Origin of the sequence: Ensifer sp. 1H6, from assembly GCF_001976035.1 — a bacterium.
Classification (GTDB): Bacteria; Pseudomonadota; Alphaproteobacteria; order Rhizobiales; family Rhizobiaceae; genus Ensifer; species Ensifer canadensis.
Genome location: NZ_MOAI01000007.1, coordinates 139,278 through 165,370, shown reverse-complemented (window position 1 = coordinate 165,370; position 26,093 = coordinate 139,278). Strand labels below are relative to the sequence as shown.

Annotated in this window: 23 protein-coding genes and 2 pseudogenes; 19 read left to right on the top strand and 6 right to left on the bottom strand. The window is 61.6% G+C overall.

Going from position 1 to position 26,093, the window contains the following annotated elements; genetic code table 11:
• Window positions 1-33: 33 nt before the first annotated feature.
• The 4 genes and pseudogenes from BKP54_RS10820 to BKP54_RS10805 all read right to left on the bottom strand — a co-directional run bounded on the left by BKP54_RS10820 (window position 34) and on the right by BKP54_RS10805 (window position 2,664).
• Window positions 34-686 (bottom strand): annotated as a pseudogene (locus BKP54_RS10820) (CDP-alcohol phosphatidyltransferase family protein).
• Between the two features lie 3 nt (window positions 687-689).
• Entirely contained in the window at window positions 690-1,076 is a 387-nt protein-coding gene (locus BKP54_RS10815) for a hypothetical protein (RefSeq protein WP_025426758.1), read from the bottom strand.
• Window positions 1,073-2,023: a phosphatidate cytidylyltransferase gene (locus BKP54_RS10810; RefSeq protein WP_025426759.1), complete on the bottom strand. Its 951-nt coding sequence runs from the start codon at window positions 2,021-2,023 to the stop codon at window positions 1,073-1,075. Before BKP54_RS10810 ends, BKP54_RS10815 begins: the two co-directional genes overlap by 4 nt.
• Entirely contained in the window at window positions 2,020-2,664 is a 645-nt protein-coding gene (locus tag BKP54_RS10805; protein WP_025426760.1) for a lysophospholipid acyltransferase family protein, read from the bottom strand. The genes BKP54_RS10810 and BKP54_RS10805 overlap by 4 nt, the downstream gene beginning before the upstream one ends.
• A 993-nt stretch (window positions 2,665-3,657) precedes the next feature.
• Here BKP54_RS10805 and BKP54_RS10800 point away from each other — a divergent pair.
• From BKP54_RS10800 to BKP54_RS10735, 14 genes and pseudogenes are all read left to right on the top strand, one after another.
• Window positions 3,658-4,548 carry a VOC family protein gene (locus tag BKP54_RS10800; protein ID WP_025426761.1) on the top strand — a complete coding sequence of 297 codons (891 nt, stop codon included), beginning with the start codon at window positions 3,658-3,660 and terminating at the stop codon, window positions 4,546-4,548.
• Window positions 4,548-5,390, top strand: a complete 843-nt coding sequence (gene kdsA / locus BKP54_RS10795; protein WP_025426762.1) for a 3-deoxy-8-phosphooctulonate synthase — start codon at window positions 4,548-4,550, stop codon at window positions 5,388-5,390. The genes BKP54_RS10800 and kdsA overlap by 1 nt, the downstream gene beginning before the upstream one ends.
• Before the next feature lie 129 nt (window positions 5,391-5,519).
• Entirely contained in the window at window positions 5,520-6,794 is a 1,275-nt protein-coding gene (eno, locus tag BKP54_RS10790; protein ID WP_025426763.1) for a phosphopyruvate hydratase, read from the top strand.
• Between the two features lie 143 nt (window positions 6,795-6,937).
• Window positions 6,938-7,258, top strand: coding sequence for a septum formation initiator family protein (locus BKP54_RS10785; protein ID WP_025426764.1), 321 nt, complete (start codon window positions 6,938-6,940; stop codon window positions 7,256-7,258).
• 136 nt (window positions 7,259-7,394) lie between these two features.
• Entirely contained in the window at window positions 7,395-8,441 is a 1,047-nt protein-coding gene (gene pdhA / locus BKP54_RS10780) for a pyruvate dehydrogenase (acetyl-transferring) E1 component subunit alpha (RefSeq protein ID WP_025426765.1), read from the top strand.
• A 17-nt stretch (window positions 8,442-8,458) separates the two neighbouring features.
• Entirely contained in the window at window positions 8,459-9,832 is a 1,374-nt protein-coding gene (locus BKP54_RS10775) for a pyruvate dehydrogenase complex E1 component subunit beta (RefSeq protein ID WP_025426766.1), read from the top strand.
• 15 nt (window positions 9,833-9,847) lie between these two features.
• Window positions 9,848-11,187 (top strand): annotated as a pseudogene (locus BKP54_RS10770) (pyruvate dehydrogenase complex dihydrolipoamide acetyltransferase).
• Window positions 11,188-11,254: 67 nt separating this feature from the next.
• A complete protein-coding gene (locus tag BKP54_RS10765; protein ID WP_025426768.1) occupies window positions 11,255-11,896 on the top strand; it encodes an SGNH/GDSL hydrolase family protein in 642 nt (213 codons plus the stop codon).
• Window position 11,897: 1 nt separating this feature from the next.
• Complete coding sequence (locus BKP54_RS10760; RefSeq protein WP_025426769.1) at window positions 11,898-12,479, top strand: GNAT family N-acetyltransferase; 582 nt, start codon at window positions 11,898-11,900, stop codon at window positions 12,477-12,479.
• 18 nt (window positions 12,480-12,497) lie between these two features.
• Window positions 12,498-13,943 carry a dihydrolipoyl dehydrogenase gene (gene lpdA, locus BKP54_RS10755; protein ID WP_025426770.1) on the top strand — a complete coding sequence of 482 codons (1,446 nt, stop codon included), beginning with the start codon at window positions 12,498-12,500 and terminating at the stop codon, window positions 13,941-13,943.
• A gap of 78 nt (window positions 13,944-14,021) precedes the next feature.
• The gene (locus BKP54_RS10750) at window positions 14,022-14,273 is read left to right on the top strand and encodes a GlsB/YeaQ/YmgE family stress response membrane protein (RefSeq protein ID WP_025426771.1); all 252 of its coding nucleotides are present in this window, start codon (window positions 14,022-14,024) and stop codon (window positions 14,271-14,273) included.
• Between the two features lie 134 nt (window positions 14,274-14,407).
• Window positions 14,408-15,379, top strand: coding sequence for a lipoyl synthase (gene lipA, locus BKP54_RS10745; protein WP_025426772.1), 972 nt, complete (start codon window positions 14,408-14,410; stop codon window positions 15,377-15,379).
• Window positions 15,380-15,695: 316 nt separating this feature from the next.
• On the top strand, window positions 15,696-16,286 hold the full coding sequence (locus tag BKP54_RS10740; RefSeq protein ID WP_025426773.1) for an ATPase AAA: 591 nt from the start codon (window positions 15,696-15,698) through the stop codon (window positions 16,284-16,286).
• A gap of 9 nt (window positions 16,287-16,295) precedes the next feature.
• Window positions 16,296-16,745, top strand: coding sequence for a type II toxin-antitoxin system RatA family toxin (locus BKP54_RS10735; protein WP_025426774.1), 450 nt, complete (start codon window positions 16,296-16,298; stop codon window positions 16,743-16,745).
• On the opposite strand, the gene BKP54_RS10730 is transcribed toward BKP54_RS10735, so the two are convergent.
• Window positions 16,733-17,230, bottom strand: a complete 498-nt coding sequence (locus tag BKP54_RS10730) for a CinA family protein (RefSeq protein ID WP_025426775.1) — start codon at window positions 17,228-17,230, stop codon at window positions 16,733-16,735. The two genes, BKP54_RS10735 and BKP54_RS10730, sit on opposite strands and share 13 nt — an antisense overlap.
• Window positions 17,217-18,440 carry a bifunctional 2-C-methyl-D-erythritol 4-phosphate cytidylyltransferase/2-C-methyl-D-erythritol 2,4-cyclodiphosphate synthase gene (locus BKP54_RS10725; RefSeq protein WP_107027692.1) on the bottom strand — a complete coding sequence of 408 codons (1,224 nt, stop codon included), beginning with the start codon at window positions 18,438-18,440 and terminating at the stop codon, window positions 17,217-17,219. The genes BKP54_RS10730 and BKP54_RS10725 overlap by 14 nt, the downstream gene beginning before the upstream one ends.
• 149 nt (window positions 18,441-18,589) lie before the next feature.
• Here BKP54_RS10725 and dusB point away from each other — a divergent pair, with 149 nt between their 5' ends.
• The 5 genes from dusB to ntrX all read left to right on the top strand — a co-directional run bounded on the left by dusB (window position 18,590) and on the right by ntrX (window position 26,057).
• A complete protein-coding gene (gene dusB, locus BKP54_RS10720; RefSeq protein ID WP_084814404.1) occupies window positions 18,590-19,618 on the top strand; it encodes a tRNA dihydrouridine synthase DusB in 1,029 nt (342 codons plus the stop codon).
• Window positions 19,615-20,769, top strand: coding sequence for a nitrogen regulation protein NR(II) (locus BKP54_RS10715; protein ID WP_025426778.1), 1,155 nt, complete (start codon window positions 19,615-19,617; stop codon window positions 20,767-20,769). Before dusB ends, BKP54_RS10715 begins: the two co-directional genes overlap by 4 nt.
• Window positions 20,766-22,220 (top strand): nitrogen regulation protein NR(I), encoded by a 1,455-nt coding sequence (gene ntrC / locus BKP54_RS10710; protein ID WP_084814403.1) that lies wholly within the window; start codon window positions 20,766-20,768, stop codon window positions 22,218-22,220. Before BKP54_RS10715 ends, ntrC begins: the two co-directional genes overlap by 4 nt.
• Before the next feature lie 212 nt (window positions 22,221-22,432).
• The gene (locus BKP54_RS10705) at window positions 22,433-24,703 is read left to right on the top strand and encodes a PAS domain-containing sensor histidine kinase (RefSeq protein ID WP_025426780.1); all 2,271 of its coding nucleotides are present in this window, start codon (window positions 22,433-22,435) and stop codon (window positions 24,701-24,703) included.
• Window positions 24,693-26,057: a two-component system response regulator NtrX gene (gene ntrX / locus BKP54_RS10700; protein ID WP_025426781.1), complete on the top strand. Its 1,365-nt coding sequence runs from the start codon at window positions 24,693-24,695 to the stop codon at window positions 26,055-26,057. Before BKP54_RS10705 ends, ntrX begins: the two co-directional genes overlap by 11 nt.
• Window positions 26,058-26,093 lie beyond the last annotated feature (36 nt).

The window sequence follows — 26,093 nt, the reverse complement described above, 5'->3', positions numbered from 1 at the left end:
CGGATTGAGGTTGGGGGGTGCGGTCCGCGGAGGCTAGTTTGCTGCGGCTTTGGCCTTCAGCCAGGCGGTCTGGCGTCGCGCGCGGCGCAATGCCGTAACGGCTGCCCCGACCGAGACGACAACAAGGGCGACGAGCAGTACTTCGCCATCGCCGAGCCACAACCCTTCAAAAGCCGAAACGACGGCCGCCAACGTGATCACCGCCATGCGGTGCTGTTTTGCCAACGGGCCGGAAAAGTCGCTCGGTGCGCCATTGGCACGGCCGAGTTCGCGGACATAGGCGGTGAGCACGGCGAAGGCGCCTGCGGCAAAGCCGAGCGCAGGCAGGCCGACGCCATAGCCGGCGCCGGCGAAAATGAAGAGGTCGGCGACCGATCGGGAAATTCATTCCAGAACGGACCGTCCGGTTCACCCTTGCCGCCCTCGACGGCAACCATACCGTCAAATAGATTGCAGAGCAGACGCATCTGGCAGAACAGGGCCGCCGCGATGAAAAGCAGGGCGCGAAGTCCGTCCTGGGTCTCGCTGGTCAGCCAGAAAGCAACGCCTGCCAGAGCCGCGGCCGCCATGCTTGCCTGCGATATCTGGTTGGGCGTGATCGACATCGCGGCGAGGCGTCGGGCGATTGCCTGCGCCCAGCGGGTGTTTCGGCTGGCCAACGGCCTGCGGTCGCCGGTTTCTGTCATTGGTCAAGCTCCCCCGCGGCTGATCGAATAGTTGTAGAGCACTGCATAACTGCCCGATACCAGCAGCGGCACGGCAATGGTTTTGAGAATTTCCGGTGTTCCGGTTGCCGCGTGCACGGCGACGAGGATGCTTGTCGAAGCAAGGCAGGCGAGGAGCGGCGGCATCCAAAGCTGCGAAGTGCCGCGGAAACGAAGAGACAGCGCGTCGATGGCCGATTTCAGGCACAGTGTCAGCGCGGCTGAAAGGGCGCCCTGCACCAGGCCGGCTACGAGTGGTCGCGGCATTGGGTGGTGCCTGTTGGCAAACAGCGCCCATCCGCCCATTGCTATGAAAGCAAAAAGCACGTGGACGATGCTGCTGCGGGCAAAAGCGCGCAGGTGGCCGCTCATGTCAACGACCACCAGTATCGCGTCAGATGAAAGAAGATCGGTGCCGAGAATACGACCGAATCCAGCCGGTCGATCAAGCCGCCATGGCCTTCGATCAGGTGGCCCCAGTCCTTGACGCCGCGATCCCGCTTGATCGCCGACATCACCAGCCCGCCGAAGAAGCCCATCATCGTGATGATGAACGACATCACCCCGGCCTGGATCGGGGTAAACGGCGTGATCCACCAGAGCGAGGCGCCGAGCAGCGTCGCGCTGGCAACGCCGCCGACGAACCCCTCCACTGTCTTCGACGGCGAGAGCTTCGGCGCGATCTTGGTGCGCCCGAAGAGCTTGCCCCAGACATATTGCAGCACATCGCTCGATTGCACGACGATCACCAGGAAGGCGATCAACAACACGTTGCGCCCCCCGTAGCCGGGTATCTGCAGCGTCAGCAAGGCCGGTACGTGCGAGGCGCAAAACACGCAGATCATCAACGCCCATTGGACTTCGGAAATCCGCAGCAGGAAGTTTTGCGTATCGCCCCGCAGGACAGCAATGATCGGCATCAGCAGGAAGGCATAGACAGGAATGAAGATCGCGTAGATGCCGTATTCTTCGGCCCAGAGCAGATAATAGTTGATCGGTAAGGCCAGGAAAAAGGCAGCAGCGATCGCCCAATGGTCGGCGCGGCGCGTATTGATCAGCGTGATGAATTCACGTAGCGCCGCAAATGAGCAGAAGGCGAAAAGCAGCAGCACCCCGACACGTCCGGCGATGAAGGCGATGGCAATGAGGAACACCATTGCCCACCAGGCCTTGATGCGGGCGTTGAGGTTCTCGATCGCTCCATTGGAGCCGTCGGGCGAAAGCCTGCGCTGCAGTACGTAACCGACCGAAGAGGCGAACAGCAGGATGCCGCCGACGCCGAGCAGCAGGGTGACCATATCGGAAGTCGTGGTACTCATGCGTCGTTATCCGTCTGTGCCGGGGCGAGGGAAAGCAGTGCTGCTTGCGCCCTGGCGATGAAGTCTTCCTTGCTCTCGTCTGGTCCAACCTTCAACGGCTCGCCGAAGTTGATCGTGCAGATCAGCGGGATCGGAACGAACTCGCCCTTCGGCATCACGCGGTTGAGATTGTTGATCCAGACAGGGACAAGCGCCACGTCCGGCCGCTTGCGTGCGAGGTGATAGAGCCCGCTCTTGAATGGCAGCAGCTTGGCCTCGGTCTGGTTGCGCGTGCCTTCGGGAAACACGATCAGCGAGGCACCTTCGTCCAGAGCCGTCGCCATCTGTTCGACCGGGTCGCTTGTGCGCGCGGCGGGGTCGCGTTCGATCAGCACCGCATTGAAGACGTCGCGGCCGATGAACGATGTCAGCTTCGACTTCAGCCAGTATTCGGCGCTGGCAACCGGGCGGGCGCGGTCGCGCAGCCAAGGCGGCAGCACGGCCCAGATCAGGATGAAATCGCCATGGCTGGAGTGGTTGGCGAAATAGATGCTCTGTCTCGGCGGCAGGCCGGTTTCGTGCCAGAGTGCCCGGGCAGCTGTCAGTGCGCGGGCAAACATCATGATGGCGACCGAAGCGAGCTTGGCAATCAAATCGCGAATCATGCCGCCTCAACTCCATGTTGAAGGCATCCAGGTATCGAAGGTTGCCTTGCTCCGCGTATCCGGATGTGTCCCCCGCCGTGCAATGAAATGATCAAATGTTGCCCCTAAAAACGCGCAGGCCCATCGTAACCTCAGGCTGCATCGGCCGACTTTACGCGATTGCGTCCGCTTCACAAGCGGCCGAAGTCGCTCCTGGGATGATGACGTGTGGGCGCCGCAAATTCTTCGATCTCTGCACGTTTTTAGCTGACACGCTGAAAACGATGCGACGTCACACCGCAGTCTTTTACCGAAAGGCGGCTTCTACTGAACGTTGACCGCTTGCAGCGCAGCCGCCAATTTTCGAGTGTTGTAAGAGGAGCGTCGTTCAATGCGCCAGTTTCCTGATCGACAGGTTTGTGCCGACCTTTATCGCGACCTGCGCCATCAAACGCGATCTTAGTGTTTGACGCGAATGGCCCGACCTCGTTGTTCGGGCGCTGAACGCAGGTGTAACGAGAACAACCGCAGCGGCCGACGCGACGCTGCGGTTCCCAGTCCCTCGTGTCGCCGTGTTACGTCGTGTTACTGTTACGTACTCCCCAAAACACCGGTTTCAGCCTTTTCTGTTCTTCAGCTAAAGAAAGGGTCAGTACCTATGCGCTTCATAACTTTGTTGTTCGTGCCTTTGACGATCGCCCTGCTAGGGCTTTCGGGCTGTGCCACGACGTCCTCGAGCAATACGACCTACGCGCAGCCGCAAACATTCGCCCCCGGTCTCGGGGCTTCGAATACGGGCAACGCCACCGCGGCGCCGGGATACTATTGACGCTCGGGCAGTTCGGCACCTGGTGGCAACCATAAATCTGCGGCGGGCGGTGCCCGGCGCGGATGGATTCTGTTCTCTGCAGATGTTTGGGTCCAGACGGGCAATCGGTGCCATGGCCGCCAGTCGGCTTGCAATCGCCGGACAAAAGTTGCAAACAGCGGCAAACCATCAGGGAAACCGCCATGAGCCTCTCCAAGCGCACCACCCGCCCGCTCGATCATCTCGTGCTACCGGTGGACGCACTTGAACAGGCACGGCGTCGCCTCAATGATCTCGGTTTCACGGTGGCCGAGGATGCTCGCCATCCCTTCGGCACCGAAAACGCCTGCGTCTTCTTCTCCGACAACACTTATCTTGAGCCGCTTGCCGTCGCTTCGCGCGAAGAATGCGAAATGGCAGCCCTGGACGGCAACGCCTTCGTCGCCCGCGACCAGGCTTTCCGATTCCGTCAGGGGCCGGAAGGTCTGTCAGCGATCGTGCTCGGCACTGAAGACGCTGCGACGGATCATATGCGGTTTCGCGCCCGTGGCATCTCGGGCGGCGAGATGTTGGAGTTCTCGCGGCCCATGCGGCTGCCGGATGGCCGGGAAGGGCTTGGCTCCTTCCGGCTGGCCTTTGCCGCCGACCTGCGCTCGCCGGATTTCTTCCTGTTCAGCTGTCAGCGGGTGCGCGCGCTTCCAATCGATCGTGGCGCGCTCGAGCGGCACGACAACAGCGTGCTCGGCATTTCCGAGGTCGTGCTTTCGGAGACGAACCCGACCGATTTCCAGTACCTGCTGCAAGAGGCGGTCGATGAGCGCGAAGTCGCGGCTCACTCCTTCGGCATGGATATCGAGACGACGAACGCCAAGATCTCTGTGCTGAGCGCCGCCGGCATGGAGGCTTTCTTCGGCCGTTCGGTCCGCAGCGCCGAGCGCGGCTTGCGCGGCCGGGCCGTGATCTTCCGCGTCGCGGACCTCGAAGTGACGCGTGCGCTCTTCGCGCGCAACGATATCGAATTTTCAGAAATGGGCGGACGCCTCATTGTCCCCGAAATGCCGGGGCAAGGGGTGATCTTCGCGTTTGGAGCTTGATGATGGAAACGAATGCCAGAGTAGTCGTCGGTGAAGGTGCCAAGCAGGTCGCCTTCTCGCAGAGGGAGCGCCTGTCGCTGATCGCCGGCCCCTGCCAGATGGAAAGCCGCGAGCACGCCTTCATGATGGCGGGAAAGCTTGCCGAACTATGCAAGTCGCTGGATATCGGCCTGGTCTACAAATCGTCCTTCGACAAGGCCAACCGTACATCGCTTTCTGGCAAGCGCGGCATCGGCCTCGACACGGCGATGGAAATCTTTGCCGATCTCAAGAAGGAGTTCGGTTTCCCGGTCCTGACCGATGTGCACACCGAGGAGCAGTGCGCCGTCGTCGCCGAGACCGTCGACATCCTGCAGATCCCGGCCTTCCTGTCGCGCCAGACCGACCTTCTGGTGGCAGCTGCCAAGACTGGCCGCACCATCAACGTCAAGAAGGGCCAGTTCCTGGCGCCTTGGGACATGAAGAACGTGCTCGCCAAATTCACCGAAAGCGGCAATCCCAACATTCTTCTGTGCGAGCGTGGCGCGTCCTTCGGCTACAACACGCTGGTTTCCGATATGCGCTCGCTGCCGATCATGGCCTCGCTCGGCGCGCCCGTCGTCTTTGACGCCACCCACTCGGTGCAGCAGCCGGGCGGGCAGGGCGGTTCGACCGGCGGTCAACGCGAGTTCGTTGAAACGCTGTCGCGTGCAGCCGTCGCTGTCGGCATCGCCGGCCTGTTCGTCGAAACCCACGAGGAACCGGACAACGCTCCTTCCGATGGCCCCAACATGGTGCATCTGAAGGACATGCCGCGGCTGCTCGAAAAGCTGCTGGCCTTCGACGCCGTCGCAAAGGGCTGAGACAGGCTCGTGAAATTTTCATGAACCCCGGTGGCGCGGTTGTTTTTACATCTTGCGCGCCATTGAAAATCCCGGGCCTTCGCTTATGACAGGCCCGACCCACCACCGTCCTCAAGCAGGGAAGAGATCATGACAGCAATCATCGACATCATCGGCCGAGAAATTCTGGACAGCCGCGGCAACCCGACCGTCGAGGTCGACGTCTATCTGGAAGACGGAAGCTTCGGCCGCGCGGCCGTGCCGTCGGGTGCCTCGACCGGTGCGCATGAAGCGGTCGAACTGCGCGATGGTGGAACGCGTTACCTCGGCAAGGGCGTCGAGCGCGCCGTCGACGCCGTCAACGGCGAGATCTTCGAGGCGATCGGTGGCCTCGATGCGGAAAACCAAATCCAGATCGACAAGACGATGATCGAGCTTGACGGCACGGCCAACAAGTCGCGCCTCGGTGCCAATGCCATCCTCGGCGTGTCGCTGGCCGTCGCCAAGGCTGCCGCCGAAGCTTCCGGCCTGCCGCTCTACCGTTACGTCGGCGGCCCGAACGCCCACGTGCTTCCGGTTCCGATGATGAACATCATCAACGGTGGTGCTCATGCCGACAACCCGATCGACTTCCAGGAGTTCATGATCGTTCCGGTCGGTGCCGATACGATGCGTGACGCGGTCCGCATGGGTTCGGAAGTGTTCCACACGCTGAAGAAGCAGCTTTCCGCCGACGGCCACAACACCAATGTCGGCGACGAAGGCGGCTTCGCGCCGGGTCTGGCGTCCGCTCCGGCAGCACTCGACTTCATCATGAAGTCGATCGAGAAGGCTGGCTACAAGCCGGGCGAAGACATGTTCATCGCACTCGATTGCGCCGCGACGGAATTCTTCAAGGACGGCAAGTACGTCCTCGAAGGCGAAGGCCGCACGCTTGAGCCGGGTGCAATGGCCGAATACCTGGCGGAACTTGCTGCCAAGTACCCGATCTTCTCGATCGAAGATGGTATGGCGGAAGACGATTGGGACGGCTGGAAGGCTGTGACTGACCTCATCGGCAACAAGTGCCAGCTCGTCGGCGACGACCTGTTCGTCACCAACTCCGCCCGCCTGCGCGATGGCATCAAGATGGGTGTTGCCAACTCGATCCTCGTTAAGGTCAACCAGATCGGCTCGCTGTCGGAAACACTTGACGCTGTCGAAACGGCACACAAGGCACGCTACACCGCCGTCATGTCCCACCGTTCGGGCGAGACCGAGGACGCGACGATCGCCGACCTCGCCGTTGCCACCAACTGCGGCCAGATCAAGACCGGCTCGCTGGCCCGGTCCGACCGGCTCGCAAAGTACAACCAGCTGATCCGCATCGAAGAGCAGCTCGGCCTGCAGGCCAACTACGCCGGCCGCTCGATCCTGCGTGGCTGATAGCCTCGATCGATCGCTGAAAAAATTGACCCGCTCACGGTTGCCGTGGGCGGGTTTTGCTTTATCCGGCCATTCATGGTCAACGGTCGGTTAATCAATGCCGGTTAGTCTCACCCTGTATTGCGTATCAGGGTGTGAACGGGATGTGGACAAGGCATCATAAGAAACGGAAACTGGGCCGACTGGTGCTGCCGCTGATCGCGGTCGCCTTTCTGTCTTATTTCGGCTATCATTCCATTCACGGCGGCTACGGCTTGAAGGCGACGGAGCAATTCGATCGCCAGATCGTTGAGCGGCAGGCACGGCTGGACGAGCTCACAAAGCGGCGAACGACCCTCGAAAAGGAGGTTCAGCTGATGAGCGACGGTTCGCTGGAGCGTGACATGCTGGATGAGAAGGCTCGCCTCGCGCTCAATATGTCGCGCAGCGATGAAATTGTTATTTTCCACCGCATGACGAATTAACCGAAATTCGGTTAATTGGCATTTCATATTTAAATTCAATAACTTGCGCGGAATGCGAGCCATGCAAATATGGCATTGCTGTGGCGCTTTTCTTTCCCTATGGTAACCCTCAAAGGCTAACCATTGGGAGGAATGAATGGCTCCGCGAAAAAACGCGTCCGTCTCCAGCCGTAAGACCGCAGCAAAGCCGGCCAAGAAGGACCTGAGCGGCGGTAATATCGCCGAATTCACCAAAGAAGACGAACTGAAAGCCTACCGCGAAATGCTGCTGATCCGGCGTTTCGAGGAAAAGGCCGGCCAGCTCTATGGCATGGGTTTCATCGGCGGCTTCTGTCATCTCTACATCGGCCAGGAAGCTGTCGTCGTCGGCATGCAGATGGCGCTGAAAGACGGTGACCAGGTCATCACCGCCTACCGTGACCACGGCCACATGCTGGCCTGCGGCATGAGCGCCCGCGGCGTCATGGCCGAACTCACGGGTCGTCGCAGCGGTCTTTCCAAGGGGAAGGGCGGCTCGATGCACATGTTCTCCAAGGAAAAGCATTTTTACGGCGGTCACGGCATCGTCGGTGCCCAGGTGTCGCTCGGCACCGGCCTTGCCTTTGCCAACCGCTATCGCGGCAACGACAATGTCAGCGTCGCCTATTTTGGGGATGGCGCGGCCAACCAGGGCCAGGTCTATGAAAGCTTCAACATGGCGCAGCTGTGGAAGCTTCCGGTGATCTACGTGATCGAGAACAACCGCTACGCCATGGGCACGTCGGTCACCCGCGCATCGGCGCAGACCGATTTTTCGAAGCGCGGTGTCTCCTTCGGCATCCCGGGCTTCCAGGTCGATGCCATGGATGTTCGTGCGGTCAAGGCGGCGGGCGACGAGGCTGTCGAGTATTGCCGTTCGGGCAAGGGCCCGATCATTCTCGAAATGCAGACCTATCGCTACCGCGGCCACTCCATGTCCGACCCGGCGAAGTACCGCTCGAAGGATGAAGTGCAGAAGATGCGGTCGGAACACGATCCGATCGAACAGGTGAAGGCACGTCTGACCGAAAAGGGATGGGCGAGCGAGGACGAGCTGAAGCAGATCGACAAGGACGTCCGCGACATCGTCGCCGACAGCGCCGATTTTGCCCAGGCTGATCCGGAGCCGGATGTATCCGAGCTCTACACCGATATCCTGCTTTGATCCGGGGAGGCTCAAATATGCCAGTAGAAATTCTCATGCCCGCCCTTTCCCCGACGATGGAGGAAGGCACGCTCTCGAAATGGCTGAAGAACGAAGGCGACAAGGTCTCCTCCGGCGACGTCATCGCCGAGATCGAGACTGACAAGGCCACCATGGAAGTGGAAGCCGTCGATGAAGGCACGATCGGCAAGCTGCTGATCGCCGCCGGCACCGAAGGCGTCAAGGTCAATACGCCGATCGCAGTCCTGCTGCAGGATGGCGAAGGCGCTGGCGATATCGCCGCACCGAAGGTGGATGCGCCCAAGGCTGCCACCGCCAGCGAAGCACCCGCAGCTTCGGCGCCGGCACCGGTTGCGGCCCAGCCGAAGGTCGAAGTTGCCGCCGATCCGGCAATCCCGGCCGGCACCGAAATGGTGACGATGACCGTGCGTGAAGCTCTGCGCGACGCCATGGCCGAGGAAATGCGCGCCAGCGACGACGTCTTCGTCATGGGCGAAGAAGTCGCCGAATACCAGGGCGCCTACAAGATCACGCAAGGCCTGCTTCAGGAATTCGGCGCCCGTCGTGTCATCGACACGCCGATCACCGAACACGGCTTTGCCGGCGTCGGCGTTGGCGCTGCCATGACCGGCCTGCGCCCGATCGTCGAGTTCATGACCTTCAACTTCGCCATGCAGGCGATTGACCAGATCATCAACTCCGCCGCCAAGACGCTCTACATGTCCGGCGGCCAGATGGGCGCGCCGATCGTGTTCCGTGGCCCGAGCGGTGCTGCGGCCCGCGTAGCGGCGCAGCACTCGCAGTGCTATGCCGCCTGGTACAGCCACATTCCAGGTCTCAAGGTTGTCATGCCCTATACGGCAGCTGATGCGAAGGGCCTGCTGAAGGCGGCCATCCGCGATCCGAACCCGGTCATCTTCCTCGAAAACGAAATCCTCTACGGTCAGTCCTTCGAAGTGCCGAAGCTCGACGATTTCGTGCTGCCGATCGGCAAGGCCCGTATCCACAAGGTCGGCAAGGACGCAACCATCGTTTCCTTCGGTATCGGCATGACCTATGCGATCAAGGCGGTCGCCGAACTGGAAGCGCAGGGCATCGACGTCGAGCTGATCGACCTTCGCACCATCCGTCCGATGGATCTGCCGACGGTGATCGAATCCGTCAGGAAGACCGGTCGTCTGGTGACAGTCGAAGAAGGCTATCCGCAGTCTTCCGTCGGTACCGAGATTGCGACCCGCGTCATGCAGCAGGCCTTCGACTATCTCGATGCCCCGATCCTGACGATCGCCGGCAAGGATGTGCCGATGCCTTACGCCGCGAACCTCGAGAAGCTCGCGCTTCCGAACGTCGCAGAGGTCGTCGATGCGGTGAAAGCCGTTTGCTACAAATAAGGGGAGGGCCCTTCGATGCCTATCAACATCACAATGCCTGCCCTCTCTCCGACGATGGAAGAAGGCAATCTGGCCAAGTGGCTGGTCAAGGAAGGCGATAAGGTCAAGTCCGGCGACGTGATCGCCGAGATCGAGACGGACAAGGCGACGATGGAAGTCGAGGCCGTCGATGAAGGCACCGTTGCCAAGATCGTCGTTCCCGCCGGCACCGAAGGCGTCAAGGTCAATGCGCTGATTGCGGTCCTTGCAGCCGACGGCGAAGATGTCGCCGCGGCCGCCAAGGGCGGCAACGGTGCAGCGGCACCGGTCGCGGCCGAAACGAAGGAAGCGCCCGCGCCGGCAGCGGCCAGCGCTCCGGCGCCCGCTGCAACTCAGCCGGTGGCGGCAGCGCCGCAGGCGGCCAAGACGGAATCCGGCAGTCGCGTGTTCTCGTCGCCGCTAGCGCGTCTCTTGCCAAGGATGCCGGCATCGATCTCTCGGCGATCGCCGGCTCCGGCCCGCATGGCCGCGTGATCAAGAAGGACGTCGAGACTGCTGTTGCCGGTGGCGGCGCGAAGCCGGCCGCTGCACCAGCAGCAGGTGCTGCAGCTCCCGCTGCCGCGCCGCTTGCCAAGGGCATGTCGGAAGACGCCGTACTCAAACTGTTCGAGCCCGGCTCCTACGAGCTCGTGCCACATGACGGCATGCGCAAGACGATCGCCAAGCGGCTCGTCGAATCCAAGCAGACGATCCCGCACTTCTACGTCTCGCTCGATTGCGAACTGGATACGCTTCTGGCGCTCAGGGCCCAGCTCAATGCTGCCGCTCCGGAAAAGGACGGCAAGCCGGTCTACAAGCTCTCGGTCAACGACATGGTGATCAAGGCGCTGGCGCTGGCTCTGCGTGACGTTCCGGATGCCAACGTGTCCTGGACCGACAGCAACATGGTCAAGCACAAGCATGCCGACGTCGGCGTCGCCGTGTCCATCCCGGGCGGCCTGATCACGCCGATCGTTCGCCAGGCGGAGCTGAAGAGCCTGTCTGCCATCTCCAACGAGATGAAGGACCTCGGCAAGCGCGCCAAGGACCGCAAGCTGAAGCCCGAGGAATATCAGGGCGGCACGACGGCGGTCTCCAACATGGGCATGATGGGCGTCAAGGACTTCGCCGCCGTCGTCAACCCGCCGCACGCCACGATCCTTGCGGTCGGTGCGGGCGAGGAACGCGTCGTCGTCAAGAACAAGCAGATGGTCATCGCCACTGTGATGACGGTCACGCTTTCGACCGACCATCGTTGCGTCGATGGCGCGCTCGGCGCCGAACTGCTCGGAGCCTTCAAGCGCTACATCGAAAACCCGATGGGCATGCTGGTCTGATGTGGACAAGGACCGGCCCTCGGGCCGGTCCGTTCCTTGATCGCAACGCCGAAGGCGGGCCCGGACGATGAAAACACTTCTCTGCTACGGTGACAGTCTGACATGGGGCTATGACGCGTCCGGCCCGGGCCGTCATGCACTCGCAGACCGTTGGCCGAACGTGCTGCAGAAGGCGCTCGGGCCGGACGTTCATGTTGTTGCCGAAGGGTTGAATGGACGCACGACCGCCTATGACGATCACCTCGCCGATTGCGACCGCAACGGCGCGCGGATGCTGCCTACCGTCCTTCACAGTCATGCGCCGCTCGATCTGATGGTCATTCTGCTCGGCTCCAACGATATGAAGCCGATCATTCACGGCACGGCTTTCGGCGCGGTCAAGGGTATCGAGCGCCTGGTCAATCTCGTGCGTCGTCACGATTGGCCGGTCGAAACGGCGGAAGGCCCCGAAATCCTGATCGTTTCGCCGCCGCAGCTTTGCGAGACGGCAAACAGTGCGTTCGCGGCGATGTTCGCCGACGGCATCGAGCAGTCGGCGATGCTGGCGCCGCTCTACCGCGACCTTGCAGACGAACTCGATTGCGGGTTCTTCGATGCGGGATCGGTTGCAAGGACAACGCCGCTCGATGGCGTGCATCTGGACGCTGAAAACACCCACGCGATCGGCCGGGGCCTCGAGCCGGTCGTCCGGATGATGCTCGGTGTCTGAGATGACGGACGACGTCACCATCAGACCGGCGGAACGAAACGAGGCGGCAGAACTCGCCGTTCTCGTCGACATCGCCTCGCAAGGCTTTGCCGCCTGGCTCTGGTCTGGCGCGGTTCTTGGCGGGGCGACCGATACGGCTTTCGAGCGCGGGCGCAACAAGCTGCGCGAGGATGTCGGCCCTGGAAACTGGCGGGATGCGGTCGTTGCCGACCTCGATGATGAAATCGCGGGGGTATCGATCGGCTACGGTATCGACGCTTCGGTGGCGGAAATCGAAGCGAAGCATGCTGTGCTCGAACCCCTGCTGGCGCTGCAGCGGCCTGTGGTCGGCCACTGGTTCATCGATAGCCTCGGCGTTTACCGCCATCGGCGCGGCCGCGGCATCGGACGCAGACTGCTTGCACATGAAATTGCACGCGCCGGCTCGGCGCCGGTGAGCCTGATCACCGAAAGCCACAATGACAGGGCGCAGGCACTCTACAGGGCAAACGGCTTCGAGGAGGCGGCTCGGACCGAGGCCGTGCCGCTCTTCGAAGGTAGCAGAAAACACGACTGGGTGCTCTTCACCCGCAAGGTCGCTTGAGACAAAGGCAGGAAACACATGGCTGAGAATTACGACGTCATCGTCATCGGTTCGGGTCCGGGAGGCTATATCGCCGCTATTCGTGCGGCGCAGTTGGGCCTCAAGACTGCGGTCGTCGAGCGCGAGCATTTGGCTGGCATCTGCTCCAACTGGGGCTGCATTCCGACCAAGGCGCTGCTTCGCTCGGCCGAAGTGCTGCACTATGCCCAGCATCCGGGCAGCTACGGCATCAAGATCGAAGGTGCGGTGACGCCCGATCTGAAGGCGATCGTTGCCCGCTCGCGCGGCATTGCCGAGCGCATGAACGGCGGCGTCGGCTTCCTCATGAAGAAGAACAAGGTTGACGTCATCTGGGGCGAGGCCAAGCTGACCAAGCCCGGCGAGATCGTCGTCGGCAAGACGACGAAGGCGATCGTTCAGCCGCAGGCGCCGCTGCCGAAGAACACCAAGGGCGAGGGCACCTATACTGCCAAGCACATCATCATCGCCACCGGCGCCCGCCCGCGGGCCCTGCCGGGCATCGAGCCCGATGGTAAGCTGGTCTGGACCTATTTCGAGGCGATGAAGCCGGAGGAAATGCCGAAGTCGCTGCTTGTCATGGGCTCGGGCGCGATCGGCATCGAATTCGCTTCGTTCTACCGCACCATGGGTGTCGACGTGACCGTGGTCGAGGTCATGCCGACCGTGATGCCGGTCGAAGACGCCGAGATCTCCGCCATCGCCAAGAAGCAGTTCGAAAAGCAGGGCATGAAGATCCACCTTGAGGCCAAGGTGACGAAGGTCGATAAGGGCGCGAACTCGGTCACCGCCCATGTCGAGATGAAGGACGGCAAGGTCGAAAAGATCACCGCCGACCGGATGATCTCCGCCGTCGGCGTTCAGGGCAATATCGAGAACCTTGGTCTCGAAACGCTTGGTATCAAGACCGACCGCAGCTGCATCGTCATCGATGGCTACGGCAGGACCAATGTTCCCGGCGTCTACGCGATCGGCGACGTTGCCGGCCCGCCGATGCTCGCCCACAAGGCCGAGCACGAGGCCGTCATCTGCGTGGAGAAGATCGCAGGCTTGCCGAATGTCCACCCGATGGACAAGCTGAAGATCCCGGGCTGCACCTATTGCCACCCGCAGGTCGCCTCGGTCGGTCTCACCGAAGCCAAGGCAAAGGCCGAGGGCCGCGATATCCGCGTCGGTCGCTTTCCCTTCGTCGCCAACGGCAAGGCGATTGCCCTTGGCGAAGATCAGGGCATGGTCAAGACCATCTTTGACAAGAAGACCGGCGAGTTGCTGGGCGCGCACATGGTCGGCGCCGAGGTGACCGAACTCATCCAGGGTTTCGTCGTCGCGATGAACCTGGAGACGACAGAAGAAGACCTGATGCACACGATCTTCCCGCATCCGACGATTTCGGAGACGATGAAGGAAAGCGTGCTCGATGCCTATGGGCGTGCGCTGAACGCCTGATGGACCGGCCGTCGCCGGAACTTTTGGCGCGATCCCGCATTGATGACGCGACCTTGTCCTCAATGCACGGAGATCACCATGGCTGTAAACGGCGTCGGCATCCTGGCTGCGATCATCATCGGCGGTTTTGCCGGATGGCTTGCGGAGAAGTTCATGAACAGCGATGTCGGGCTGTTCATGAACATAGCGCTCGGCATCATCGGCGCGGTGGTGTCGAATATCATTCTGGCAGCCTTCGGCATGGCTTTTTCCGGCTGGCTTGCCTATCTGGTCTTCGGCTTTATCGGCGCCTGCCTGCTGATTGCCGTCGGCCGCGCTGTCAAACGATAGCCTGCGACGCTTCCTGCGTCAGCGATCGGGCTATCCAGAAAAAGGTGGCCTGACATTTCTCGTCGAGCCATCTATATAGATCGAAAAAGGGTCTGCCGGCACCAAGCCGCAGCCGCCGCGACGAGGAAGACAGTATGGTAACGGTATTCGATGCCGTCTCTGAAGGGGCGCAACGCGTCCGCCATCCGGAAAAGGCCCACAAGCCCGATACCGAAATGCTGCGCAAGCCGGAATGGATCCGCGTCAAGGCGCCGACCTCCAAGGGCTATCAGGAGACGCGCGAGCTGGTGCGTTCGCACAATCTCGTCACGGTCTGTGAAGAAGCCGGCTGCCCCAACATCGGCGAGTGCTGGGACAAGAAGCACGCCACCTTCATGATCATGGGCGAGATCTGTACCCGCGCCTGCGCTTTCTGCAATGTCTCGACCGGCAAGCCGAATGCGCTCGACATGGCCGAACCCGAGAACGTCGCCAAGGCCGTCAAGCAGATGGGCCTCTCCCACGTCGTCATTACCTCCGTCGACCGCGACGACCTGGCCGACGGTGGCGCCGAACATTTCGAGAAGGTGATCTGGGCGATCCGCGCCGCTTCGCCGCAGACCACCATCGAAATCCTGACGCCCGACTTCCTGAAGAAGCCTGGCGCACTGGAGCGCGTCGTCGCCGCCAAGCCTGATGTGTTCAACCACAACATGGAAACCGTACCGGGCAACTATCTCACCGTCCGTCCGGGCGCCCGATACTTCCACTCCATCCGCTTGCTTCAGCGCGTCAAGGAGCTCGATCCAACGATGTTCACCAAGTCCGGCATCATGGTCGGCCTCGGCGAAGAGCGCAACGAAGTGCTGCAGCTGATGGACGACCTGCGCACCGCCGACGTCGATTTCATGACCATCGGCCAATACCTGCAGCCGACCCGCAAGCACCACAAGGTCGAGAAGTTCGTCACCCCGGAGGAATTCAAGTCCTACGAGACGGTCGCCTATACCAAGGGCTTCCTCATGGTCGCCTCGAGCCCGCTGACCCGCTCGTCGCACCATGCCGGCGACGACTTCGCCCGCCTGCGGGCAGCGCGCGAAAAGAAGTTGGCGGCTGCTGCCGGGTAGAACCGAGGCACTTCGAAACAACAGGAACTCCGGCCCCAGTGCCGGAGTTTTCGTTTGACGGTTACTCATCTCGGGCGATGTGCATAATTTCCCGATTGCGCGCGAAACTTGCGAATTTTTGGCCGATCGCGTATCGGCTGTTCTCTCTTCCTTGATTGGAATGCTGATGGTTCGATATTTGTCGAACCAAGACGCCGCTTTTCTTTTGAAGAGCCTATGCCGGGTGCCGATCATCTGATCGATCGTCAGGTTTCGATCGTGACAACGATCATTTTCCAACCGACCCTAGACCGGGATTGTTTGGCGGAGTTTGTCGATGGATCAGCCAGTAGCGCCTGGGAACGTGAACGACGTCGACGATGCCGTTGCTGCCGGTCATATCCGCAATGCCAGGCGTATCCTCGTGGTCGGATGCTCCGGTGGTGGCAAGTCGACGCTTTCGCAGAAGCTGGCTCGGCATTTCGACCTTACCTACATCTCCATTGATCGCGATATTCTGTGGTTGCCTGGCTGGGTCCAACGCGATCGGGCCGAACAGCGCCGACGCATCGTCGAGAGGATCGCCGACGATCGCTGGATCATGGATGGCACCAATCCTTCGACCTTCGATGTCCGCGTGCCGAGAAGCGATATCGTGGTCTGGGTGCGGATGCCGCGGCTTCTCTGTGTCTGGGGCGTCGTCACCCGCTGGCTGAAATATCTCGGCCGCGCCCGCCCGGAAATGGCGCCGGGCTGCATCGAGAAGGTCGATTGGCAGTTCCTCGAATTCATCTGGACCTTCGAGGACAAATTCTCGCCGCGTATCGTCGCAGGCCTTGCCCAGCACGGCCCGCATGTGCCGGTTCTGCAGTTGAAATCGCGGCGCCAGATGCAGAGGCTCCTTGATCTTCTCGGCGTGCCCGCTTAACTCCCTTCTATGCCGCACTTTGAAACAAACCATGTCGTCAAGCACACGGCCGACCAGATGTTCGATCTCGTCGCTGATGTCGAACACTATCCGGAATTCCTGCCGCTCTGTGAGGCGCTGACCGTGCGCTCACGCAAGGAAAGGGATGGCAAAATCCTGCTGCTGGCTGACATGACCGTCGGCTACAAGGCGATCCGCGAGACCTTTACGACGCAGGTGCTGCTCAACAAGGCCGAGCGCCAGATCGAGGTCAAATATATCGACGGTCCGTTCAAATATCTCGACAATCGCTGGCGCTTCGAGCCAGCGGGTGAGGGGCAGTCGATCGTGCATTTCTACATCGACTATGAGTTCAAGAGCCGCATTCTCGGCGCCTTGATGGGCTCGATGTTCGACCGTGCCTTCCGCATGTTCTCCGACGCCTTCGAGAAGCGCGCCGACAAGATCTACGCCGTCTGAGCGACCTCGGTCAGCATCTCGAGCGCCGTTCGGATGGTTGCCAACCGCACGGCGTCGCGGCCGATATCGCCGTAGCGCATCTCGCGGTGGAGGGCTGCGCCGTTGCGGCCGGTTGCTGACAGATGGACCAGGCCAACAGGCTTTTCCATCGATCCGCCGCCCGGGCCGGCAATGCCGGTCACGGCAACGGCAAAGTCTGCCTCGGAGCGCGCAACCGCGCCGCGCGCCATTTCGATGGCGGTCTGCCTTGAAACTGCGCCGTGCGCTGCGAGCGTTGCCGGATCGACACCGAGCATCTGGATCTTGGCGTCGTTGGAGTAGGTGACGAAACCGCGGTCGACGACGGCGGATGATCCGGAAATTTCCGTCAGTGCCCCGGCAATCAGGCCTCCCGTGCAGGATTCGGCGGTTGCCACCTTGAGACCGCGCGCGGTGAAATCGGCAATGATTTTGCCGGCCGTCGCCTGAATGTCATTCGGCCACATCATGGGCTCCCCCTCCGGTGTAGACAACGGTTGCGGTCGCGATTGCGGCGATACCCTCGTCGCGGCCGATGAAACCGAGCCGCTCGTTCGTCGTCGCCTTGACCGAGCAGCGGTCAAGATCGATGCCGAGCATGTCGGCAAGGTTCTCCCGCATCGCCTGGCGATGCGGCCCGACTTTCGGGGCCTCGGCAATCAGCGAAATATCGGCATTGGTGATCGTGCCGCCGCGCTGACGCACAATGTTTGCCGCATGTTCGAGGAAGATGCGCGATGCGGCACCCTTCCACTGCGGGTCGGACGGCGGGAAGTGATCGCCGATATCACCGGCACCGCAGGTAGCAAGCAGCGCATCTGTGAGCGCGTGCAAGGCAACGTCGGCATCGGAATGGCCGGAGAGCTTCTTGGTGTGCGGAATAAGGACGCCACAAAGCGTAACGCCATCACCTTCGACCAGCTGGTGTACGTCATAGCCATTGCCGGTGCGAACGTCCGGAATCAGATGTCGCTTGAGTTTTTCGTCGGCCATGGCGATGTCCCTTTTCAGTGTGAGCTTGACGTTGTCGACCGTGCCTTCGACGAGGGTAACAGGGATCCCCGCCCATTCGGCGATTGACGCGTCGTCGGTGAAATCTGTGCGGCCGCTTGTCGCTGCGGCTCGGTGGGCGTCGAGGATGGTCTTGAGGTCGAAGGTCTGCGGTGTCTGTGCCGCATGAAGGTGATTGCGCGGAACGGTTTCGGTCACCATGCCGGCGGCATCGGCGCGCTTGAGCGTATCGGAAACGGCAAGCGCCGGCAGCACGGCACGCGCTCCCCTTGTCAGCGCATCGGCACAGCGCGACAGCAGGGCGTGGTCGGCAAAGGGGCGCACGGCGTCGTGAATCATCACGTTGCGTGAGCCGGTTGCCGCTACGGCTTCAAGGCCTGCGAGAACCGATTGCTGTCGCGTTGCGCCGCCGTGGACCACGATCAACTCGCGCGCCAGCGATCGCCTGCGTGCCGCTGCCAGCAGATCCTCGTCATCGGGGTGGATGACAACCACGATCGGGCCGGTCCCCGGCCATGTCGCGAAAGTGTCAAGCGTATGGGCGATAACGGGCTTGTCGCCGATGGTGCGGTACTGCTTCGGCCCTTCGGCCGACTGTCCCGCGCGCTCGCCGCGCCCTGCTGCAACAATCACGACGCCGCAGGAAAGCTGTTCTTCAGGCTGCATCTTCTGTATGTGGTCCCGGATTTCGCCAATCTTCGCCGTGATGTACCGCGAAGGTCCGTGCTTTGCCAGCCGAGCAGGGAAATTTGCCCGACGCATCGAAATCGCTTGGCAAGCCAAAGAACAATGTCTAAAAATAGTGCAAGAACAACATGTGCCTGAAAGATATGCATTTGCCAGCTCCGGCTCTGTCAACACCGCTTCGGATCGGGAATATCGAAATCCGCAACCGGGTGGCGCTCGCCCCGATGTCTGGCGTCACGGACCTGCCATTCCGCACCTTTGCCTGGCGCTTCGGCGCAGGGTTCGTCGTGACGGAAATGGTGGCGAGCCGCGAACTGGTCGGCAACGCGTTGGAATCCTGGGCCAGGCTGAAGAACTCCGGCATCAAGCCGCATATTGTTCAGCTTGCCGGACGTGAGGCCCATTGGATGGCCGAGGCGGCAAAAATCGCTGCCGCTAATGGCGCCGACGTCATCGATATCAACATGGGCTGCCCGGCAAAGAAGGTGACGGGTGGCTATTCCGGCTCGGCGCTGATGCGCGATCCTGACCATGCTCTGTCCCTGGTCGAGGCAACGGTCAACGCCGTGGATGTACCGGTCACGCTGAAGATGCGGCTTGGCTGGGACGAAAACTCGATCAATGCGCCGCTGATTGCAAGAAGGGCGCAGGAGGCCGGTGTCCAGGCGATTACCGTGCACGGCCGCACCCGGATGCAGTTCTACACCGGCAGGGCCGATTGGGATGCGATCCGCGCCGTGCGCGAGGTCATTTCCGTGCCGCTGGTTGCCAATGGCGACGTCGATACGGTGGCGGATGCCGAAGAGATCCTCAGGCGCTCCGGCGCCGACGCCGTCATGGCCGGGCGGTCTTCGCAGGGCCGTCCTTGGCATGTCGGCGTTCTCGCTGGCGCGTCAAGCCATCCCGACCAGGCTGAGATCGCCGACATTTTCGTGGAGCACTATGAGATGATGCTCGAATTTTACGGTGCCGACACGGGCCTGAGGCATGCACGCAAGCATGTCGGCTGGTATCTCGACCGTTTCGCACCTGATCTTGCCGGGGCAGAGAAGGGGGCGATCCTGACATCGACCGATGCCAGATCAGTCGCCGCGCGCGCATCCGATGCAATTCAAAGTTCGCTTGCGACCTTCTCTGGCGAAGGGATCGCCGCATGACCGAAAAACCCAATCCGGAAGCCTTGGCTGCTGCCAACGGGCTGTCGATGGCGGTGCTGAATGCCATTCAAAATCCGGTGATCCTTGTCGATGAGAACGGTCTCGTCGCCTTCGCCAACTGGGAAGCGGAGTCCTTTTTCGGTGCCAGCGCCAATCATCTGGCCCGGCACGATATCAGCGCCTTCATTCCGTTTGGCAGCCCACTTCTGACGTTGATCGAGCAGGTGCGCGAGCGCAGGGCCCCGGTCAACGAGTATCGCGTCGATCTCAGTTCGCCGCGGCTGGGCGCCGACAAGCTGGTTGATCTCTATGTGGCGCCAGTCATTTCGGAGCCCGGCTCCGTCGTGGTCGTCTTCCAGGAGCGGTCGATGGCCGACAAGATCGATCGCCAGCTGACACATCGGACGGCGGCGCGGTCGGTCACCGGCCTTGCCTCGATGTTGGCGCACGAGATCAAGAACCCGCTTTCCGGCATTCGAGGGGCCGCGCAATTGCTTGAGACTTCCGTCAACGACGAGGATCGGGCGCTGACGCGGTTGATCTGCGACGAGACCGACCGGATCGTCTCGCTGGTCGATCGGATGGAAGTGTTTTCCGACGAGAGACCCGTCGATCGCGTGCCGCTCAACATTCACTCGGTGCTCGATCATGTGAAGGCGATCGCCAAGGCGGGCTTTGCGCGCCGGATCAAGGTGACGGAGAATTACGATCCATCGCTTCCGTCGGTCTTTGCCAACCGCGACCAGCTCGTGCAGGTGTTTCTCAATCTCGTCAAGAACGCAGCGGAAGCGATCGGTGATCGCCACGAAGGCGAGATCATGCTGACGACCGCCTACAGGCCCGGTATCCGGCTTTCGGTCGCGGGCACCCGAGAAAAAATCTCGCTGCCGCTCGAATTCTGCGTGCATGACAATGGTCCCGGCGTTCCTTCTGACTTGCTGCCGCATCTGTTCGATCCGTTCATTACGACCAAGACCAATGGTTCGGGCCTCGGACTGGCGCTCGTCGCCAAAATCATCGGCGGCCATGGCGGCATCGTCGAATGCGACAGCCAGCAGAACCGCACGACTTTCCGCGTCCTGATGCCGGCCTCCAAGGGGCAGGCGGCGGACGAAGACGAACTGCCTATGACAAAAGGAAACATTGCATGACGGGTGCCACCATCCTCGTCGCGGATGACGACGCAGCCATTCGCACCGTGCTCAATCAGGCGCTGAGCCGCGCCGGCTACGATGTCCGGATCACGTCGAATGCGGCCACGCTCTGGCGCTGGATTTCCGCCGGCGATGGTGATCTTGTCGTCACCGACGTTGTCATGCCCGACGAGAATGCATTCGATCTGCTGCCGCGCATCAAGAAGGCGCGTCCCGATCTGCCGGTTCTTGTCATGAGCGCGCAGAACACGTTCATGACGGCGATCAAGGCCTCCGAAAAAGGCGCCTATGATTATCTGCCGAAGCCCTTTGACCTGACCGAGCTGATCGGCATCATCGGTCGGGCGCTGGCCGAACCGAAGCGCCGCCCGTCCAAGGTCGACGACGATTCGCAGGATGGCATGCCGCTCGTCGGTCGCTCGGCAGCGATGCAGGAAATCTACCGGGTTCTCGCCCGCCTGATGCAGACCGATCTGACGCTGATGATCACCGGCGAATCCGGCACGGGCAAGGAACTGGTGGCACGCGCACTGCATGACTACGGCAAGCGCCGCAACGGCCCCTTCGTTGCGATCAATATGGCGGCAATCCCGCGCGATCTGATCGAATCGGAATTGTTCGGTCACGAAAAGGGCGCCTTCACCGGCGCCCAGACGCGTTCGACCGGTCGTTTCGAGCAGGCCGAAGGCGGCACGCTGTTCCTCGACGAAATCGGTGACATGCCGATGGACGCACAGACGCGGTTGCTGCGTGTGCTGCAACAGGGCGAGTACACGACGGTTGGCGGTCGCACGCCGATCCGCTCCGATGTGCGCATCGTCGCGGCAACCAACAAGGACCTGAAGCAGTCGATCAACCAAGGTCTCTTCCGCGAGGACCTGTACTATCGGTTGAATGTGGTGCCGCTGCGCCTGCCGCCGCTGCGCGACCGCGCGGAAGACATTCCCGATCTTGTGCGCCACTTCGTGCAGCAGGCCGAGAAGGAAGGTCTGGACGTCAAGCGTTTCGATCAGGAAGCGCTCGAACTGATGAAGGCGCATCCGTGGCCGGGCAACGTGCGCGAGCTCGAAAACCTCGTGCGCCGACTGACTGCGCTTTACCCGCAGGACGTCATCACGCGGGAAATCATCGAAAACGAGTTGCGCTCGGAGGTCCCCGACAGTCCGATTGGAAAAACACAGGCGCGCAGCGGTTCCCTTTCGATCTCGCAGGCGGTCGAGGAGAACATGCGGCAATATTTCGCCGGCTTCGGTGACGCGCTTCCACCGAGCGGTCTTTACGAGCGTGTGCTTGCCGAGATGGAGTATCCGCTGATTCTTGCGGCTTTGACGGCGACGCGCGGAAACCAGATCAAGGCGGCCGATCTGCTCGGGCTCAACCGCAACACGCTGCGCAAGAAGATCCGCGAACTCGGCGTGTCAGTCTATCGCAGTTCACGCACGGCTTGACTTGGTCACAGCCACCGTTGCATTTTCGCCACAATACGTTGCTTGAACGTGTTATGACCGCCGAGTCGAGCGGTGTTGCGCTGCTTTGCCTGGCCGTTGGAGCTGTGGCTCATGCGCAACAGCCCCGATTGACGGTCCGGTCAATACCTTGACCCGGAATGTGAGTGAGAATTGCCGGTGCCCACGGGCGTCGGTTGGGGGAATGTCTTTATATGGTGGACGCAATGGCCTTGCCGCTGGGGACAGATGACGGAGTCGCGGCGCAGGACCGCCGCGCGTCCTTTGCCCTGCCGGGCCTCATGCTGGCGATCGGTGCCCTGGTCTGCGCAACCCTGTCGCTGCTCGTTTTGCTTGGGCTGACGCCGATCAGACTGGAGCGCAACGTCTTCATCGCCTGCGCGGCGATCAACGGCCTGTTCGTGATCGGCCTGATCTACCTCATCGTTCGCGAGATCCTCAGATTGCTTCGCGCGCGTCGCAAGGGCCGCGCTGCCGCACGGCTTCACGTGCGCATCGTCGCGCTGTTTTCGATCGTCGCCATCACGCCTGCCATTCTGGTCGCGATCTTCGCCAGCATAACGCTGGATGTCGGCCTTGACCGCTGGTTCTCGCTGCGGACGCAAGCGATCGTTCGCTCGTCGATCAGCGTCGCCCAAGCCTATGTGCTGGAAAATGCCAGCTATCTGCAGGGCCAGACCGTGTCGATGGCGAACGATCTGGAGCGCAATCGGCAACTCTACAGCCTCGACCGAACCGGCTTTACCGAGCTGGTGACGCGCCAGGCGAGGGGCCGCGGCATGCTTGGCGCCTTCCTCGTCCGTGCCGATGGTAGCGCCATTCTCCAGGCCAATATCTCGACGGAGAAGCCCTTGCCGGCCATCCCGCCGGACGCGCTGAAAAGCTCGGTTTCCGGCCAGCCGACATTGATACCACCAGGGATTACCAACCTGGTGGGGGCGGTGATCCCGCTTGACGACATTCCCGGCACCTATCTCTACACCGTTCGTAACGTCGATCCGGAAGTGATGCGTTCGCTGCGGCTGATGGAAGAAAACACCGCCGAATATAAGACCCTAGAGGCGGGCCGCGCCTTCACGCAGATCGCCTTCGGCGTTCTCTACATCGGCTTTGCGCTGATCGTGCTGCTGGCGGCGATCTGGACGGCAATCGCGGTTGCCGACCGTATCGTTCGGCCGATCCGGCAACTGATCGGCGCCGCCGACAGCGTTGCCTCGGGCAATCTCGACGTCGTGGTGCCGGTGCGTGCCGTCGACGGCGACGTCGGCAATCTTTCGCGCACGTTCAACAAGATGGTCTCCGAAATCCGCACCCAGCAGGAGCAGATTCTGGAGGCCAAGGATGAGGTCGATCATCGGCGGCGGTTCATCGAGGCCGTGCTTTCAGGCGTGACGGCAGCTGTCATCGGCGTCGGCCGCGATCGGCAGATCACCATTGCCAACTCTTCTTCAGAAGAGTTTCTGAAAAAGACAGCGCCGGATCTGCTCGGTGCCGATCTGCGCGCGGTTGCGCCTGAGATCGAGGAAGTGCTGGTCGAAGCTGAAAGCCGGTACCGCAACAACTTCCGCAAGCAGATCAACATCATGCGCGGCGGAACCGAGCGCACGCTGAACGTCCAGGTGACGCGTGAAGAGGGCGGCGAGGCAAACGAATCCTACGTCATCACCATCGACGACATCACAGATCTCGTAATCGCACAGCGCTCGACCGCCTGGGCCGATGTCGCGCGCCGCATCGCACATGAAATCAAGAACCCGCTGACGCCGATCCAGCTTTCTGCCGAACGTCTGAAGCGTCGCTACGGCAAGCAGATCGACCAGGAAGACAGGGTCGTCTTCGATCAATGCACCGACACGATTGTCAGGCAGGTCGAGGATATCGGCCGAATGGTCGACGAGTTTTCTGCCTTTGCCCGCATGCCGAAGCCGACGAAGGAGAAGGTGGATCTGCGCGCCATCCTGAAGGACGCGGTCTTCCTGCGCGAAATGGGCAACAACCACATCAGCTTCATTCGCGATTTTGGCAACGAGCCGCTTGAGGGCATGTTCGATGGCCGCATGCTCGGCCAGGCTTTCGGCAATATCGTCAAGAATGCCGTGGAGTCGATCGAAGCGGTGCCGACGGACGCTGTCCGTGGCGAGCCGAAAGTGCACGTACGGAGCCAACGGGACGGAACCAGCGGCCGGTTTGTCGTCGATGTCATCGACAATGGCAAAGGCCTGCCGACCGAGAACCGGCATAGAATTTTAGAACCGTATATGACGATGCGCGAGAAGGGCACGGGCCTTGGCCTCGCCATCGTCAAGAAGATCATTGAGGACCATGGCGGACAACTGGAATTGCACGACGCACCGGCCGATTTCGATGGCGGCGTCGGAGCAATGATCCGCGTGATCCTGCCGCCCGCCGGAGAAGCCGGGGGCGAAGACACTTTGAAGGGTAAGGGTACGAGCGATGGCCGCTGACATTCTGGTTGTGGACGATGAGGAAGACATTCGCGAGATCGTATCCGGCATCTTGTCCGACGAGGGGCACGAGACCCGAACGGCTTTCGACAGCGACAGTGCGCTCGCAGCGATCAGCGACCGCGTGCCGCGGCTCGTCTTTCTCGATATCTGGATGCAGGGCAGCCGCCTCGACGGCCTCGCTTTGCTCGACGAGATCAAGGGACGCCATCCCGATTTGCCTGTTGTCATGATCTCGGGTCACGGCAACATCGAGACGGCCGTCAACGCCATCAAGCGCGGCGCCTATGATTTCATCGAGAAGCCGTTCAAGGCCGACCGTCTGATCCTGATCGCCGAGCGCGCGCTCGAGAACTCCAAGCTGAAGCGCGAAGTCTCGGAGCTGAAGAAGAAGTCGGGCGACCCGGTCGAGCTGATCGGTACCTCCGTTGCCGTTTCGCAACTCCGGCAGACCGTCGAAAAGGTCGCGCCGACCAACAGCCGCATCATGATCCAGGGACCGTCCGGCTCCGGCAAGGAGCTGGTGGCGCGCATGATCCACCGCAAGTCGACACGCTCGACCGGGCCGTTCGTGGCGTTGAACGCTGCGGCGATCACACCCGACAGGATGGAGATCGCGCTTTTCGGAACCGAGGGAACGCCGGGGCAGCCGCGCAGAACGGGTGCGCTCGAAGAGGCACATGGCGGCATCCTCTATCTCGACGAGGTCGGCGAAATGCCGCGTGAAACGCAAAACAAGATCCTGCGTGTTCTCGTCGATCAGCAGTTCGAACGGGTCGGCGGCACCAAGCGCGTCAAGGTCGATGTCCGCATCATCTCCTCGACAGCCTACAACCTCGAAAATATGATCTCCGAAGGTCTTTTCCGCGAAGATCTCTTCCACCGGCTCGCGGTCATCCCCGTGCGGGTGCCGGCGCTGGCCGAGCGCCGTGAGGACATTCCGTTTCTCGTCGATATGTTCATGCGCCAGGTCAGCGAGCAGGCGGGCATTCGCCCGCGCAAGATCGGCGACGATGCGCTTGCCGTGCTGCAGGCCCACGACTGGCCGGGCAACATTCGCCAGCTGCGCAACAATATCGAGCGCCTGATGATCCTTGCCCGCAGCGACGGTCCTGACACGCCGATCTCGGCCGACATGCTGCCGACCGAGGTTGGCGATACCTTGCCGAAGATCTCCGCGCAGGGCGACCAGCACATCATGACGCTGCCGCTGCGCGAGGCTCGCGAAATGTTCGAGCGCGATTATCTGATCGCTCAGATCAACCGATTCGGCGGCAATATTTCCCGCACCGCCGAATTCGTTGGAATGGAGCGGTCGGCGCTTCATCGCAAGCTAAAGTCGCTGGGCGTTTGAGCGGTAAACTTCTTCCGGCTGGTGGCCGCCTGTTCC

Excerpts from the sequence above, each read along its gene's own strand:
- BKP54_RS10815 (WP_025426758.1), bottom strand. The coding sequence starts at position 1,076 with ATGAGCGGCCACCTGCGCGCTTTTGCCCGCAGCAGCATCGTCCACGTG.
- BKP54_RS10810 (WP_025426759.1), bottom strand. The coding sequence starts at position 2,023 with ATGAGTACCACGACTTCCGATATGGTCACCCTGCTGCTCGGCGTCGGC.
- BKP54_RS10800 (WP_025426761.1), top strand. The coding sequence starts at position 3,658 with ATGAGCCTCTCCAAGCGCACCACCCGCCCGCTCGATCATCTCGTGCTA.
- kdsA (WP_025426762.1), top strand. The coding sequence starts at position 4,548 with ATGATGGAAACGAATGCCAGAGTAGTCGTCGGTGAAGGTGCCAAGCAG.
- eno (WP_025426763.1), top strand. The coding sequence starts at position 5,520 with ATGACAGCAATCATCGACATCATCGGCCGAGAAATTCTGGACAGCCGC.
- BKP54_RS10785 (WP_025426764.1), top strand. The coding sequence starts at position 6,938 with ATGTGGACAAGGCATCATAAGAAACGGAAACTGGGCCGACTGGTGCTG.
- pdhA (WP_025426765.1), top strand. The coding sequence starts at position 7,395 with ATGGCTCCGCGAAAAAACGCGTCCGTCTCCAGCCGTAAGACCGCAGCA.
- BKP54_RS10775 (WP_025426766.1), top strand. The coding sequence starts at position 8,459 with ATGCCAGTAGAAATTCTCATGCCCGCCCTTTCCCCGACGATGGAGGAA.
- BKP54_RS10765 (WP_025426768.1), top strand. The coding sequence starts at position 11,255 with ATGAAAACACTTCTCTGCTACGGTGACAGTCTGACATGGGGCTATGAC.
- BKP54_RS10760 (WP_025426769.1), top strand. The coding sequence starts at position 11,898 with ATGACGGACGACGTCACCATCAGACCGGCGGAACGAAACGAGGCGGCA.
- lpdA (WP_025426770.1), top strand. The coding sequence starts at position 12,498 with ATGGCTGAGAATTACGACGTCATCGTCATCGGTTCGGGTCCGGGAGGC.
- BKP54_RS10750 (WP_025426771.1), top strand. The coding sequence starts at position 14,022 with ATGGCTGTAAACGGCGTCGGCATCCTGGCTGCGATCATCATCGGCGGT.
- lipA (WP_025426772.1), top strand. The coding sequence starts at position 14,408 with ATGGTAACGGTATTCGATGCCGTCTCTGAAGGGGCGCAACGCGTCCGC.
- BKP54_RS10740 (WP_025426773.1), top strand. The coding sequence starts at position 15,696 with ATGGATCAGCCAGTAGCGCCTGGGAACGTGAACGACGTCGACGATGCC.
- BKP54_RS10735 (WP_025426774.1), top strand. The coding sequence starts at position 16,296 with ATGCCGCACTTTGAAACAAACCATGTCGTCAAGCACACGGCCGACCAG.
- BKP54_RS10730 (WP_025426775.1), bottom strand. The coding sequence starts at position 17,230 with ATGTGGCCGAATGACATTCAGGCGACGGCCGGCAAAATCATTGCCGAT.
- BKP54_RS10725 (WP_107027692.1), bottom strand. The coding sequence starts at position 18,440 with ATGCAGCCTGAAGAACAGCTTTCCTGCGGCGTCGTGATTGTTGCAGCA.
- dusB (WP_084814404.1), top strand. The coding sequence starts at position 18,590 with ATGTGCCTGAAAGATATGCATTTGCCAGCTCCGGCTCTGTCAACACCG.
- BKP54_RS10715 (WP_025426778.1), top strand. The coding sequence starts at position 19,615 with ATGACCGAAAAACCCAATCCGGAAGCCTTGGCTGCTGCCAACGGGCTG.
- ntrC (WP_084814403.1), top strand. The coding sequence starts at position 20,766 with ATGACGGGTGCCACCATCCTCGTCGCGGATGACGACGCAGCCATTCGC.
- BKP54_RS10705 (WP_025426780.1), top strand. The coding sequence starts at position 22,433 with ATGGTGGACGCAATGGCCTTGCCGCTGGGGACAGATGACGGAGTCGCG.
- ntrX (WP_025426781.1), top strand. The coding sequence starts at position 24,693 with ATGGCCGCTGACATTCTGGTTGTGGACGATGAGGAAGACATTCGCGAG.